Origin of the sequence: Paraburkholderia strydomiana, assembly GCF_031456815.1 — a bacterium.
Taxonomy (GTDB): Bacteria; Pseudomonadota; Gammaproteobacteria; order Burkholderiales; family Burkholderiaceae; genus Paraburkholderia; species Paraburkholderia caledonica.
Window position 1 is genome coordinate 70,867 of record NZ_JAVDVL010000001.1, and the last position, 13,907, is coordinate 84,773.

The window sequence follows — 13,907 nt, forward strand, 5'->3', positions numbered from 1 at the left end:
AGTAGCTTGCGTGGCCGTTTTGCTGGCCGCCTGTACGAATCTGGAAAGGACGAGAAACATGCAAGATTCGCTGACAACCGTTGATTTGAAGTCGGCTTCTCCGGCGTTCGAGCGGTACACCAACCAAACAGTGCTCGACGGATTGTGGAAACGGCCGCAGCTCTCCGCACGCGACCGGAGCATTGTGACCCTGTCCGTGCTCATCGCCCGAAACCAGACCATTGAGATGCCTTTTCACTTTGGTTTAGCGCTCGATAACGGCGTGACGCCCGCAGAGATCTCTGAAATGATCGCGCATCTGGCCTTCTATTCCGGGTGGGCCAATGCAACGGCTGCTTCCGCGATTGTCAAACGCGTCTTTGATGACCGTGGCATTGGCCCCGACCAACTCTCCCCGGCCGATGTTAAACCTCTGCCGTTGAACGAATCGGCCGAGAAACAGCGTGCAGAGATGGTTCAGGAGAACTTCGGCGCGGTTGCTCCCGGCGTCGTTCAGTACACGACGGATGCGCTCTTTCGCGATCTTTGGCTGCGTCCCGGACTCGTCCCTCGCGACCGAAGCCTCGTGACCGTAAGCGCTCTCGTTGCCAATGGTCAGGTCGCGCAGATTCCGTATCACCTGAATCGCGCGATGGACAATGGGCTGACCAACGCTGAGGCGTCTGAAATGCTGACACAACTCGCGTTCTACGCGGGTTGGCCGAATGTTTTTTCAGCGATGCCCGTATTCAAAGAGGTGTTGTTGAAGCGGTCGAGCTAAGCGTCGAGCCAAAGCGAAGAACGATCAGGCACGACCTGCAATCTGAACCGGCGCATCCGCGCGAGACCTTTCACCGCGCGGTTGTACCGCCAATCAGAGCGCACCATCCTGCCGACGTTGGCTCGCTCGCTCGATAAACTCGAACACGGCCATGCCGGCGAGCATCGCGGCCACAAAACCCCACGCCTTTGGAAGGCCGGCGCCCAGGGCGACTAGTGCCGGTCCGGGACAAAACCCCGCGAGCCCCCAACCAACGCCGAACACCGCGCTTCCCAGTACAAGTCTCAACGTCACGTTTGCGCTGGCCGGAATCTGCATGGGCAGACCCAGCAGCGACTTCTTGCGACGCTTTGCAAACAGGAACGCGATAGCGCCGACAGCTATCGCTCCTGCCATCACCAATGCAAGCGATGGGTCCCATCGTCCCGCGAGGTCGAGAAATCCCAGCACCTTCGCAGGATTGGCCATGCCAGACACCATCAGGCCCACTCCAAACAGCAGGCCGGACATGATGGCCACGAGCAAACTCATCTCAGCCTCCCAGCAGATGTCTGGACACGAATACGGTCAGAAAACCGGTTGCCATGAATATTGCCGTCGCGACAAGCGAACGAACGGAGCCCCGCGAGATGCCGCAGACACCGTGGCCGCTCGTGCAACCGCTTGCGTAGCGCGTGCCGATGCCAACCATAAATCCTGCGAGAAGTATCTGGACCCACCCCGCTTCGATATCAGGCGCTATCGGGTCTCCGAGCAGGTTCGCCAGCGCAGGTGCACCGATCAACCCTGCAAGAAAAGCGATCCGCCATCCCAGCATCTTGTGTGACCCGCTCAGCAGGCCGCCGAGAATTCCGCTGATGCCCGCAATGCGCCCGTTGAAGAGAACCAGCATCGCCGCTGCGGCGCCAATCATTAGACCTCCCGTCAGGGACAGGCCTGGCGTAAAACTCGCAGTATCAATCGACATGGTCAGTCCTCATCTTCAAGGGGCGCAAAACTGGTCGTAGAGCACGTTCATGACCGCAATCGCCTCCTTGCTCGCGATGGAATAGAAGATGCTCTTGCCCTCGCGGCGTGTTTCGACGAGTTCGTTGTCGCGAAGTACGCCGAGCTGTTGGGAAAGCGTAGGCTGACGTATACCCAGTTGCTCTTCGAGGTCGCTCACGCACAACTCGCCTTGCGACAACTGACACATCAGCAGCAACCTGTCGGGATTAGCCAGCACCTTCAACAGCGCGCAGGCTTTTTCTGCCGAGGCCTGCATCGCCGAAAAGTCGATCGGGACGGACTTCTTCCTCATGTCATCATCCTCTGATTCACACACCTACATTATATTGAACAATATATTGTTCGTGAATAGAATGAAGAATCTCTGAGGAACTCAGCATGCAGCCCATGGTTCAGCCTTTCTTCGACCCGGTCACAGGCATGGTCAGTTACGTGGTTTTCCAGTCCGGGCAACCGGAATGCGCGATCGTTGACCCGGTTCTCGACTATGACCCAAAGTCAGGACGCACTGCAACGACGAATGCGGACCGGATCATCGAGTTCGTGCGCCAGAAAGGCATGCACGTTAAGTGGATACTTGAAACGCACGCCCACATTGGCGACGCCCGTCCTCATCGTGCCGTCCGTGCAGGTCGATATGCGGGCTGGCGATTTGCCTCCTGCCGAAGAAAACGGCACCCGCTACCTTAAGATTCCCTTAAGCGTGCTTTGATTCGAACGTCAGGTTGGGAAGAGCGCACTGGGTCGGCACGTTCACGATGGGCTTACCGTCCTCAGAAAGCGCTTGCTGCAGACAGCGATAACGGCCCGCACTCAGAGCGAGTTGGCCTTCATGCTCGGCCTGCCTCCGCAATCTCGCTTAACGCCAGATGCTGCAACAGCATGATCGTCTTGCCGTCGACGATCTCGCCACTTCTCACGAGTTGCAAAGCGGTCCCGAGCGGCATTTCGAGCACTTCGAGATCCTCGCCCTCGTCTTCGATGCCCCCGCCATCGTTCACGCGCGTGGACGCGTCGTATTCGCCCAGATAGAAGTACAGCTTCTCGGTCACTGATCCTGGACTCATGTAAGCCTCGAAGACCTTGCGAATATTGCTCACGCGATACCCGGTCTCCTCCTCCGCTTCGAGGCGTATGCGCTCCTCCGGCGTGGCCATGTCGAGCAGACCGGCGGCCGCCTCGATCAACATGCCGTCGTGCCCGTTCACGAACACGGGCATTCGAAACTGGCGCGTGAGCACGACATTTCCTGTGCGCCGGTTATGCAACAGGATAGTTGCCCCGTTGCCGCGGTCGTACGTTTCTCGGCTTTGACGTTGCCACGTACCGTCGCGGCGAAGAAAGTCGAACGTCACCTTTTTCAGCGTGTACCAATCGTCGGAGAGTGTGGTTGACTCGACGATGCGAACCCGGTCTTTCGTTGCGCTCATGGCGTCTCCAGTCGACAGCGAATGGCACTCATGGTATCGTGCAGTTTCGTGCAATATCAAGATATTTCGTGCACCCCAATGTTAACTACGCAACGTAAGAAAGCTATCCTGGATGCGCTCGCTCGCGATGGCCAGGTGCTCGCGGGAGAGTTGAGCGTTGAATTCGGCGTGTCGGAAGACACCGTTCGCCGGGATCTGCGCGAACTGGCTGCGGAAGGACTATTGCAACGCGTTCACGGCGGCGCCTTGCCCGTTTCTCCGGCGCTCGCACCGTTCGAGGCGCGCCGCGACATTGAATCAGCGGCCAAGCAGCGGATCGCACGGCAAGCGGCCATGATGATTGCGCCCGGACAGACAGCGATCATTGACGGCGGAACCACGTCCGCATTGCTGGTCAAGTCGCTGCCCGCTGATCTGCGTGCGACGATTGTCACGCACAGCCCGAGCGTCGCGACGGCGCTCGCTGAGCATCCCTGCGTCGAGGTCATTCTGATCGGCGGCCGGCTCTACAAGCATTCAATCGTTGCCGTTGGCGCCGCTGCTATGGAGGGCATCTCGCGCATCCATGCAGACTGGTACTTCATGGGAGTGACCGGCGTTCATCCACAGGCGGGCCTGAGTACCGGCGATTTCGAGGAAGCCGCGATCAAGCGCGCGCTTGCTGCGCGTGCGGCCGAAACAGTCGTGCTCGCGTCGTCGTCCAAACTCAATGCGGCGTCGCGGTTCGTCATCGGTGAGATCTCGCTCGCACAGACCATCGTGGTCGAGAAGGACGCCGACCGTGAAGTGATTAAACAGATCAAATCTGCGGGGGTCACAGTCGTGCGTGCGTAGTGGTGTCAGTCAATGCAGTCGCACAAGCCTAACGCCGTCTCTCGGCCTTCAAAACAAGCTCGTTTGCGGGCTCGTCGACCAGGCTCCCGGTCGCCCGGGACTGTCAGGCGCTCCCCGCCGGATTGGTGTTGGCGGATGCCGCAACCGCCCACCTAAGCTGCCGCTCCCTGATGCGCAGGTTGATACGGTCAGACGCGAGGCGACCCAACGTGGCCAGCGCGTCACGGTGAGAATGAGGCAGCCTTCTTGGCGCCCGATCGATCACGCACAGCGAACCAAGCGCGTAACCCTGGATGTCGCGGATGTTGACGCCCGCATAGAACCGGATGTGCGGCTCGCCTGTCACCAGCGGGTTCTCGGCGAAACGCCGGTCGGCTGTTGCATCTTCGACGACGAACACGTCGTCCTGCAGGACAGTGAAGTTGCAAAACGCCCATGAACGGGGCGTCTCTTGCCGGTCGAGGCCCCAATGAGATTTGAACCATTGGCGGTCAGGTGTGAGCAGCGTCAGCAGCGCAATGGGTACCTCGAGGATCGTTGCGGCCAGCCGCGTGATTTCGTCGAACGCTTCTTCTTCAGGTGTATCGACGACGCCAGCGGCGGCGACGGCCAGCAGACGCTGCGACTCGTTAGTGGCAGGCTCCCCGCTGACCGGTCCAGTTGCAGTCCGAGCAAGCGCGCCCTTGTCGCTCAGCAACTGGCGCACTTTGCTCTGCAGCGCTTCCGCGGTCCAGCTAGCAGGGAGAATGTGCACGCGGCTGCGTGAAGCCCCCAGGTTAATCAGATCCTCACCTGTTGCATCACCTGTCACGACGATACTGGTATGGCCCAGCCCCGGATGACTGAGAATCTGTTGAACAAGGCGCTGACCGTCGCTGTCGCCGCCATCCAGTTCAAGGACGACGATCATGGGTAAGAGATAGCCGGCAGTGAGCAACGTTCTGAAAGTGTCGGCCTCCGCGTGCACCGTGCATTCGGGCGAAAGGCTGAGGGTATCGACGTACCGCTGAAGTTTATGCTGTGGCGCATGCACAAGAACCAATGCGGGTCCCTGAATCCTCTCGCGCGCCAGTCTGGCCATGAGATCCATCACAGCGCTGCGGCGCACCCTCCGGTGTCCGCCTGGCGTCTTCCACGAGTCGAGAGCATTTTCTTCAATCCACGTCTGTGCTGTGCGGATTGATACGCCCAGAAGTTCGGCCGCTGCGCGGGTGGTGATGATGGGGTCTTCCATGTCTATTCGTGTTTTGGCCGCGTTGTGGCCGCGTTGTGGCCTTGTTGTGGCCGTAGTGACGTTGGCAAGAGGATATGTCATGTGAGCGGTTGACGGGTAGACGCGCCAGTCACCCGTTCGGGAAACCGCGAAGGCATCTATTGCGATGCATCTTCTGCACACTCAAGGTCCGCTTCTTGTGAGTCCAGAATCGGGCGCCCTTTGAGCCAGAGGCCGAACTCGCGCATGACTTCGATGACTGGCTTTAGCCGTTCACCGTCACTCGTGAGTCGATACTCGACTTTCACGGGGACCTCTGCAAAGACCGTCCGCTGAATCAGCCCCGCTTGCTCCAGTGCCCGCAAGTCGAGCGTCAACATGCGCTGCGATATGCCCGGAACATCACGGCGAAGCTCATTGAAGCGCTTCGGCCCATCTACCAGATAGGACACCAGCAGCAAACGCCAGCGTCCACCTAGCAGACGCATCGCCTCTTCGATCGAACATCCCGTTGCACTCTGCCTCATTGCTTTTCTGTCCGGTATAGTTTTTGTACCTATATCACAAACTTCTGCCTTCTTCTTTTTTTAGCCTTTGCGCGGGATACTTCTCGCAACATGATCATTAAAGGAAGACCGCATGAAGCTGTATCACGCGCCTGGAAGCTGTTCGCAAGCCATCTGCATCGTATTGCAGGAGACGGGACTCAATGCCGATGTCGTCACGGTCGACGCGCGGCGCCATTTGCTGCCAGACGGGACCAGCTATTACGATGTCTCCGAGCTTGGCTACGTGCCGCTTCTGGAATTGCAGGACGGCACATTTCTGCGTGAGGGTACCGTCATCGCTCAGTATCTTGCTGACCAGTCGCCGGAATCGAAACTCGCGCCTGCCCATGGTTCGATTGAGCGCTACAGGCTGCTCGAATGGCTCAACTTCCTGAGCACGGAAATCCATAAAGGCTTCATTCCGCTGCTTTATGCGGTGCCTGCGGGAAAGTGGGTCGATACCGCGAGGCCAAAGCTCGAAAGCAGATTCGGCTGGATCGACGGTCAATTAAACGGTAAGCGGTTTTTGATGGGCGACAGCTTTACGATTGCCGATGCTTACCTTTTCGCACTGACAGGATGGGGCACCGCCTCGTGGATGAAATCGGTGTACCACGCGAATATCGACCTCGGTCCGTATCGCCACCTGCAGGCGTGGTATCAGCGAATCAGGGATAGACCGGCCGTCCAGCGGGTGCTGCGGGAAGACGGGTTGCTGGCAGACTGAGCGACAACAATCGACGTATGCCACGCGTGGCGCTCCTGAACTGGCCGGTGACCGAAGCCCATAGTGTTCAGCCGTACTTTTGTTGTTCGAACTCCGGCAGCCGGGCCGAAGCAGGACAGGCTGGCGTGACCCGTTACAAATTCTCTTCGGAGAATGTCGATTTTCGATCATCAGGTTCGTCGTAGGTGTATGTCCCACCCAAAGGAACTCCCATGAAATACCTCGGCCTGGCCTACTTCACCCCCGAAAAATTCGCCGCCATGACACCAGAAGCTGTCAAGTCTCTGGTGAGCCAATGCCCCGCATTGGACGAGAAGATGCGGGCTACCGGAAAGGTTCTGATTTCCGCGTCGCTGGGCGATCTGGACAAATGGAGCACGCTTCGCCCGCTCAGTGGCAAGACGCACGTCACGGACGGGCCCTACACGGAATCGAAGGAAGTCGTGGGCGGCCTGTTCATCATCGAGGCGGATAGCCGTGACGAAGCGTTGCGCATCGCGTCCATGCACCCGGCCGCCACACTTGGCGAAGAAGGCGGATGGGCGGTCGAGCTTATTCCGTTTGATTTCTACCTGGGCCCTTGACGGGCTTACCTACACGCGTGAAAGCAGCAAGGGGTGCAGCGGGTGGAAGGCCGGACACCCCACCCTGTTGGCGCACTCGCACCTACCAAGGTATAGCCTTGTTGTAGCGATCCGTGAAGCACAGACCCGGAACCCCGAAGTTTGCCTCGATCATGTCCACGACAAGCGGAATGCTTTCAGAAATATCCAGCGTCGCATTGCTGCCGCCCATGTCGGTTCGAACCCAGCCCGGCGCCACAAGAAGGAGCGCGCGGCTGTCTTGAGGATGACGTTGCGAGAAGGCTTTCATCAGCATGTTCAAGGCTGCCTTGCTCGAACTGTACAGTTCCCAGAACCCGGCGGAGTTCTCGATGCTTCCGATTTCGGACGACATCACAGCGATTACACCGTTTTCCGCGACGAGGTTGTGGAACATTTCGACAATCCGCATCGGACTGAGCGCATTGGTGAGCATCATGTCGAGAAAGTCGCTTTCGTCCACCTGCAACGGTGTGAGTTCGTTTGCCTTACAAACGCCCGCGTTGACAAATAACACGTCAAGCTTGTGACCATTGAGGCGTTCATAAAGCGCCCTTACCGATTCCAGGTCCACTACGTCTACGGTTTCGGTCGTCACTCTCCGCGAGCATTGCGCGTCCAGTTCTGCCAGCTTTGGAGACGATTGTCGCGACGTGGCGATTACGTTGTACTGGCGTCTACTAAACTCCGACGCAAGTGCCAAGCCGAGTCCGCGGGAAGCACCAATGATCAGTGCTGTTTTGTCAGTTGCCATCGTATGTGCGCTCCTTGAAGAAAAGACTAGCCATGTGTCGCCTCATGGAGACACCGAGCGCGAGTTTTGCGCGTTTGAAGAAGCTACCGCTCACGTGATGTGGAGTCCAGCACGTTGCCGTCATTGCAGAAATGACTGGCTGACATGCTTCAGTTGGACGCGAAACGCCCCTCACATCGGGGAGCGCCGTTGCCCAGCAGCTACGCGTTCCGGAAGAAAAGGCGAGATCAACCGTTGATAAGTGCCTGCGCCCAGTTGGGCGCGCGGAACTTTACATATCCAGTGGATGCGCTGATTAGCGGGACGGAAACGTCGGCGACACGCGCTTCCGCGACAAAGCGGCAACTCGCTACACGCGGACCAAAGGCTTCATTGCTCTGAGGCTTTCTGTATTTGATCTGCCCTGATCACCGGCTCGCCGCGTGGTGCGACGCTCCCGACGCTCATTCAAGCGGCGTGATTCAGTGCCCGGTGACTTGCCATCTGAGAACTGGGTGCGAGGATAAGGCAGGGATCACCCACGCGCCAGTCGGTCCGAAGTCCCAGCCGACAAAACTGGCCGGGTCGCTCATCTGCGCAGTGGTCAGCCCGTTCGACTCGGGCAACTGCGGGCCGGTCCCCGCGCTGGCGGTTCGGGTCGTCGTCTGTTTGTCCCAATAGACGTTCGTTGATATTCCTGCGCCAGCCGCTGGGGCGTTGTACGCGGCGATAGCGCCGAAACTGGTTGACGTATCAGGCGGGCTGCAGCAATAACCTTGAACCAGAGCCGCCGCGAACGACTGCTCAATTGTTCCCGAGTTCGAATAGGCGATGCCGCCCGCGCTCACACCCCCATCCGCGATACCAGTCGAATAGGATTGCGAGACGATTCCGGAGTTGCCGCCAATCAATCCGCCCGCATTGCCATGGTAGCCGGCACTCACGTTTCCGCTTGCGTAGGATTGCAAAACGGTGCCGGTATTGGTACCGACAAGTCCACCCAGAAGACCAGCCGAACCGACGAACGCGCTGCTCGACGAGCGCTCGATCAACCCGTCGTTCCGCCCGACCAGTCCGCCGGTCGTCGCACCTTCGAACGATGCGGTGCCGCGCCCCCCGCTCGTATAGCTGTACGCGATGATGCCCTGGTTCAGCCCGGCCAGAATGCCGAACGCAATTCCTGCTGGAGAGTAGGTATTGGTGCTGAGATAGGCGTTCGTCATCCCGACATTGCGCACGACTCCTGTCGGACCGATTACACCGAACAGTCCTACCGCCGGCATCAAACCTCGATCGGATTGTGAAAACCTGTCAATCACGTGACCCAAGCCGTCGAACTGACCGGAGAAAGGCGTAGCGGCATTGCCGAGCGAAGAGAAAGCGAATGACGTATTGGTTGCGCTCGGGTCGAGATCCTTGCCTAGCGCGTAATTGCCTGCGAGGTCGAGCGAGATGTTCTGCAGATCGCTCAATGAATTGACCAGCTTATAGCCGGTTATCTGCGTGACGACGCCGCTATACGGAGCGGCTGTCCATGCTGCGTTCGCAAGGTTCGTCCCCGGAGTGTAGCTGCCGTTCATGTCGTAAAACGCACGGACGATGCCGGTACTCTTCGACCAGTCCAGCGTGCCGTTGTTGATGACGCTGCCGCCGTTGTCGATGGCGGCAGCGTCGGCGCGCAAGCTCAGCTTGCCTGCACCATCGTTCGCGATGGTCCTACCCGCGGCGATCGAGACGTCGTGGTATGCGGCAAGCGTGAGCGAAGCGGGACCGCGCCAGCGCACGCTCGATGCGATACCCAGGTCGCCCGTCGCGCCGTTGGCACCCGTCGTGCTGATATCGACCGAGGTGCCCGAGCTCAGACTGCGCTGCAAAGCATGCGCAGCGTCGCCATCGATCGTAAAGCTTGGCGTCGAGAGATTCCACTCACCTGCATTCACCACCGCGTGCCTGCCCAACTCCAGTTGGGCCGCTTGCGTGTCGACGATTCCGCCGCTGCCGTCAGCGTTGCTTGCGGCGATCTTGCCGAGTTGTTCGACACGGCCGCTGTCAGCGACGAGCCATACGTGGCCGTCGCGGCTCGCGGTGCCCGTCGCGCGGATTCGCGTGCCCCTGCCAGCCAACGCATACACGTTGCCGTCGGCGGCCTGCAAGCTGACCTGCGCGGCGGCTATTCGCCCCCTGTTGACGACCGTACCCTGACTGCCTGTCTGCACGAACACCTGCTTGCTGCCGGCAGAGTCTTGCAGCAGCACCTGCTCGCCCGCAGCGAGTTCCGCCGTGCCGTTGAGCGCGGCGACGGTACCGGCGTTGATGACGTTGTGTCGCGCAATCAGGAACACATCGCCGCCGCTCGAACTGATCTTGCCGAGATTGATCACGGCTGCGTTCGAGGTGCCCGATAGCGTGAGCGAGCCGCTGCCCTGCATGAAGGCGTCACTGCAGATGTCCAGCGTCGACGCCACGAAGCGTCCGCCGGTTGCAATAACGCCCGATGGTCCAACGACGATGCCCTGCGGATTGATCACATAGACGCTGCCCGTCGCATTCAGCCTGCCGAATATGGCAGACGGTGAACCGCCCGTCACCCGGTTCAGCGTCGCGCCGGAGCCGTTCTCGAACGTCACGCTGTTGGTCTTGCCGATCGAAAAGCTGTTCCAGTCGATCACCCCGCGCGTTGAACCCGGCTGAGTAATCAGGAGCCCGTTGCCCTGACCTGCTATCGCGCCGGTGCCGGCCACATAAGTGCCGCCTTGTGGAAGGCTGCCCGCCGCGAGTGCCACAGGTGTCAGGGATAGTTCAGTCAGCGAAATGCCGATGGCCAGCAGGAAGCCCGCGTTTGAATCACGACGCCGCAGTGCGCGTCGCGCAGGCCGAGGTAGTTTTCGACGTGACATACACCCCCTTTTTCCGCCTGTCAGCGGAAGGGCTGCAGATGACCAGCAGAGCCGAGCGCACATGCGTTGGTCACAACGTCTGAAGAATAGCTGCTGGCCCTGTCCACGCCTGCCGATATCTCTGCGTTTTACGCCTTTTGTCGTTGCGGTTGTGGCCGCGTTTCCTGTGGAGGCCCTGCCGGCGACTTAGTCGGTGTCACGCCAATCGCTCATCGCGAGCATTGAAACGATTCGGCCCGATTGACGTCGCCACCTACGTACCGCGGCCACTCCGGGTAATCGCACAGCGGCCGCGTGCGGCCAGGCACGCCAGCGGTATCGGTCGTTACCTGCGCGACAGGGGCCTTGCCTCTCTCGGCCCACTGCTCGAGCGCGGACAGTGAATCCCAGGTCGCGTTGAAGGTACTGCTCACCGCATGGCCCATTCCTGGAATTTCATAGAAGCGTACGAAGGAATCGACTTGACGGATGCCGAACTGCTCTTGTAGCCGCCGATAGTATTCCTCGGTCGCGCGCGTACTGACCAGAACATCGGCTAATCCATGCACCAGTAGCAACTTCCCGCCGTGCCTCCTGAAAGCCGAGATGTCCGTGCTTGCATCGAGCTGCGAACTCAGTTCGCTAATACGATTCGCCCACACGCCGGGCTGCTCGGGGTCGATCGAGAGTGAATTGAAGTCAGGGTCGCGCGTCACGGCGTACTTGAACCACTGGTCGGTTAGAACGCTGATGTATGGCGCCGTTGCAGGCATGGGGTTCGCCGGCTGGGACGTTCCGAAAGCGAGAAACGTGACCACGGGCTCGACTGGCGAACTACGTGTGGTGATGCCCAGGTCCGCTCCCCAGACGTTGTATCCGGGGTATTGAGTTTCACCGCTCACGAGCCGGAAGCGAAAATGCGTTGTGGAGTTTATTGTTTTCAGCGCCTCGATTTGTGGGTCCGAAAGGCAGCTGTCGCCGGTGTCCGCGCCGTTCCGGCAACGCAGCGGAGCGCCGTTCAACGTAGCGGTAACCGGATCGAACCGGGCGTTACACTGCTGCTGGTCGCTGATGAGCCCGTCGGCAACGCCGTCGAGCGAGTCGCATGCCTGCATCGCCGCGTCGTACAGCGCTTTGCGCTTGCCAACGGAGAGGTAGGCACCGGGTTTCGCGAGCGCACGGTTCATGCGTTGACCGCCGAGCAGCGCTGCGGCATCGTCCCACGCGGGATACCATGCAATCGCACCGTCCCAATCGGACGGCCAGCGCTGAATCGCTGTCACGGCTTCGCGGCCGCCCGTCGATCCGCCGGCGAAATAGGCCTTATGCGGCCAATGCCCATAGCGCGCCTTGATGATGGCGAGCGCCGCGTCGTGCGTCTTCTTCAACGCGTCACCGCCAAAATTTCTCACTGCCTCGTCGTTCACGCCGAAGCGTCCGTCCTGTGAGCCGAGCGCATTAGCCTGATGGCCGGAGTCGCTTGCAAAGGTTGCGTAGCCGCGGCCAAGCGGCACCAGTTCGTCGACCGGGCCGTTCGGTACGTTCCCGCTTATGTCGGGGATGGTGCCGTCGAAACCACCACCGCCGAACATGACGATCTTGCCGTTCCATTGCGCAGGCAGTCCGACCTTGAACTGGATGTCGGGCGCGGATCTGTCGAGCGGAGAGATCTTGCCTGTGACCTCGCAGTAATCCGGTAAAGCTTTTGCGCCAGTCCCGCTCGCAGCAACCGGCTTGACGGAAACCACGGTCGCGCCGGAAGTGGACAAGCCGATTTCGAATGGAGGGACGACAAAGCCTTGAAGACGTTCGCAGGCGGCTACGGGCCCCGCAGGCGGTCTCGCGGCGCCGGTGGCCGCCGAGGCCGCCGATGTCAGCCAGAACGCGCCCACGGCCGCTATCTTCAAGATACGAGTATCAAGTGAAATCATGCTGTCTCCGTTATAAGAACGCCATACTCGCCGTCTGGGCGCTCGCCTCGCCACACGCATCGATAACGCTTTCACCACAGCCAGATTCAGATCGCGTTGCCGCCGCCGGGGCTCCACTCACGCCACATTCGACAATTTAACGGCGTCGAATATTTATTTCGTATATCTAACTATGATCTCGTGCGCTTATGCCGAACGCACGGCCCTGCGCGCGACATTGGTGCGCCGCGTCATGCCTATGACCGATCGCAGCCCGATCCGACGGACTGTTGTGCGAGTGATAGTAGTGTGGATGCAGTTCGCCACGTAAGGTCTTTTCCGGACAGCCAGTGTCCTTCAGAGACATTTCGTGTAGACAGGAAGTGCTCTCGACCAGACGCCGGTGTCTGGCTTCCAGGTTGAACGGAGCCTGCACTAATCGAGAAGCGACAGGTCCATACGACGCAAGCGGTCCCACTGGCACCGTACACGGTGCCAGTGGGAGCAGCATGACGTTCAACAGCCCGATTGCGGGATTGCGCGCGATACAGAGCTTCGGATGTGGAAAGGCCGGCGCCCCTTCAACGCAGTTTTCTTACCCGAGCAAGCAAAGCGGCCCCACCTCGAATTGCGCTATCCAGCACACGCCTCGCGCAGCGCCTGTAAGAAGCGCACGTATGCCGTTGCACCGGGGTCCGCATGGCCGATGCTTCGTTCCTGCACCCACGCGGCACGGCCTTTTCTCGATTGAATGGAGGCCGTCGCGGTGACGCCTTCCTGCGCCGTCGCGATCATCGCGTCGAGAAGCTCGACGGCGCTGCCTTGCGATGCCTCCAGCGTATCGAGGCTCGGCAGCAGCGCATCGAGCACCGTCTTGTCGCCGAGCTGACTCTTGCCGCGTTCGACGATGCGACCCGCCACCGCGCGCCCAATCGCCAGAGCTTCGGCGCGTCCCACCCCTTGTACTCCGGGCACCGCCTTGGCAGCAGCAAGCAGACCGCCGCCCACGAGCGCCGCGAACGTGGACGGGTTGGCGGTCGAGAAGGCCTTCCCCGCGGCCAGCAGCACATCGCTGAGCGACGCGCCGTTGGGCAATGCGGCAAGCGCATTCACGACCGCTGCCGATCCCGCGCGAACCGTGATGCCGAGATCGCCATCGCCCAAGGCGGCGTCGAGGTCGCGCAGTTCGTCGGCGTGAGCGGGAAGCGCATTCAATGCGCGCGTCAGAAGCTCGCGCAGTTCGTTGTTGGATACACTCATCGCGTG

15 protein-coding genes are annotated in these 13,907 nt (G+C 60.1%); 5 read left to right on the forward strand and 10 right to left on the reverse strand.

Annotation, left to right across the window (positions count from 1 at the left end; genetic code table 11):
• The first annotated feature begins 58 nt into the window (after positions 1-58).
• Positions 59-760 (forward strand): carboxymuconolactone decarboxylase family protein, encoded by a 702-nt coding sequence (locus J2W46_RS00305; RefSeq protein ID WP_310350339.1) that lies wholly within the window; start codon positions 59-61, stop codon positions 758-760.
• A 93-nt stretch (positions 761-853) separates the two neighbouring features.
• On the opposite strand, the gene J2W46_RS00310 is transcribed toward J2W46_RS00305, so the two are convergent.
• Genes J2W46_RS00310 through J2W46_RS00320 form a run of 3 tightly spaced genes read right to left on the reverse strand, consistent with a single transcriptional unit; the run spans position 854 to position 2,060 of the window.
• Entirely contained in the window at positions 854-1,291 is a 438-nt protein-coding gene (locus J2W46_RS00310) for a DUF6691 family protein (protein ID WP_310350341.1), read from the reverse strand.
• Between the two features lies 1 nt (position 1,292).
• Positions 1,293-1,727: a YeeE/YedE family protein gene (locus J2W46_RS00315; RefSeq protein ID WP_027804579.1), complete on the reverse strand. Its 435-nt coding sequence runs from the start codon at positions 1,725-1,727 to the stop codon at positions 1,293-1,295.
• A gap of 15 nt (positions 1,728-1,742) precedes the next feature.
• Positions 1,743-2,060: an ArsR/SmtB family transcription factor gene (locus tag J2W46_RS00320; protein WP_027804580.1), complete on the reverse strand. Its 318-nt coding sequence runs from the start codon at positions 2,058-2,060 to the stop codon at positions 1,743-1,745.
• Positions 2,061-2,146: 86 nt separating this feature from the next.
• Between J2W46_RS00320 and J2W46_RS00325 the strand changes: the two genes are divergently transcribed.
• Positions 2,147-2,458, forward strand: coding sequence for an MBL fold metallo-hydrolase (locus J2W46_RS00325; RefSeq protein ID WP_374726813.1), 312 nt, complete (start codon positions 2,147-2,149; stop codon positions 2,456-2,458).
• A gap of 140 nt (positions 2,459-2,598) precedes the next feature.
• Here J2W46_RS00325 and J2W46_RS00330 read toward each other — a convergent pair whose 3' ends face one another.
• Positions 2,599-3,198 carry an NUDIX domain-containing protein gene (locus J2W46_RS00330; protein WP_020067722.1) on the reverse strand — a complete coding sequence of 200 codons (600 nt, stop codon included), beginning with the start codon at positions 3,196-3,198 and terminating at the stop codon, positions 2,599-2,601.
• A 78-nt stretch (positions 3,199-3,276) separates the two neighbouring features.
• Here J2W46_RS00330 and J2W46_RS00335 point away from each other — a divergent pair, with 78 nt between their 5' ends.
• A complete protein-coding gene (locus J2W46_RS00335) occupies positions 3,277-4,032 on the forward strand; it encodes a DeoR/GlpR family DNA-binding transcription regulator (RefSeq protein WP_027804581.1) in 756 nt (251 codons plus the stop codon).
• A 103-nt stretch (positions 4,033-4,135) separates the two neighbouring features.
• On the opposite strand, the gene J2W46_RS00340 is transcribed toward J2W46_RS00335, so the two are convergent.
• Positions 4,136-5,266: a GAF domain-containing protein gene (locus J2W46_RS00340; protein ID WP_310350344.1), complete on the reverse strand. Its 1,131-nt coding sequence runs from the start codon at positions 5,264-5,266 to the stop codon at positions 4,136-4,138.
• A 137-nt stretch (positions 5,267-5,403) separates the two neighbouring features.
• Positions 5,404-5,772 (reverse strand): winged helix-turn-helix transcriptional regulator, encoded by a 369-nt coding sequence (locus J2W46_RS00345; RefSeq protein ID WP_087753678.1) that lies wholly within the window; start codon positions 5,770-5,772, stop codon positions 5,404-5,406.
• Positions 5,773-5,884: 112 nt separating this feature from the next.
• Between J2W46_RS00345 and J2W46_RS00350 the strand changes: the two genes are divergently transcribed.
• Together J2W46_RS00350 and J2W46_RS00355 are read left to right on the forward strand one after the other, a co-directional pair.
• Complete coding sequence (locus J2W46_RS00350) at positions 5,885-6,520, forward strand: glutathione binding-like protein (RefSeq protein ID WP_310350346.1); 636 nt, start codon at positions 5,885-5,887, stop codon at positions 6,518-6,520.
• 212 nt (positions 6,521-6,732) lie between these two features.
• Positions 6,733-7,104 carry a YciI family protein gene (locus J2W46_RS00355; RefSeq protein ID WP_020067727.1) on the forward strand — a complete coding sequence of 124 codons (372 nt, stop codon included), beginning with the start codon at positions 6,733-6,735 and terminating at the stop codon, positions 7,102-7,104.
• Positions 7,105-7,186: 82 nt separating this feature from the next.
• Here J2W46_RS00355 and J2W46_RS00360 read toward each other — a convergent pair whose 3' ends face one another.
• From J2W46_RS00360 to J2W46_RS00375, 4 genes are all read right to left on the reverse strand, one after another.
• A complete protein-coding gene (locus J2W46_RS00360) occupies positions 7,187-7,876 on the reverse strand; it encodes an SDR family NAD(P)-dependent oxidoreductase (RefSeq protein ID WP_310350350.1) in 690 nt (229 codons plus the stop codon).
• Positions 7,877-8,337: 461 nt separating this feature from the next.
• A complete protein-coding gene (locus J2W46_RS00365) occupies positions 8,338-10,752 on the reverse strand; it encodes a two-partner secretion domain-containing protein (RefSeq protein WP_310350352.1) in 2,415 nt (804 codons plus the stop codon).
• Positions 10,753-10,961: 209 nt separating this feature from the next.
• Entirely contained in the window at positions 10,962-12,662 is a 1,701-nt protein-coding gene (locus J2W46_RS00370) for a tannase/feruloyl esterase family alpha/beta hydrolase (RefSeq protein WP_310350355.1), read from the reverse strand.
• Between the two features lie 612 nt (positions 12,663-13,274).
• Complete coding sequence (locus tag J2W46_RS00375; RefSeq protein WP_310350359.1) at positions 13,275-13,901, reverse strand: DAK2 domain-containing protein; 627 nt, start codon at positions 13,899-13,901, stop codon at positions 13,275-13,277.
• Between the last annotated feature and the right edge of the window lie 6 nt (positions 13,902-13,907).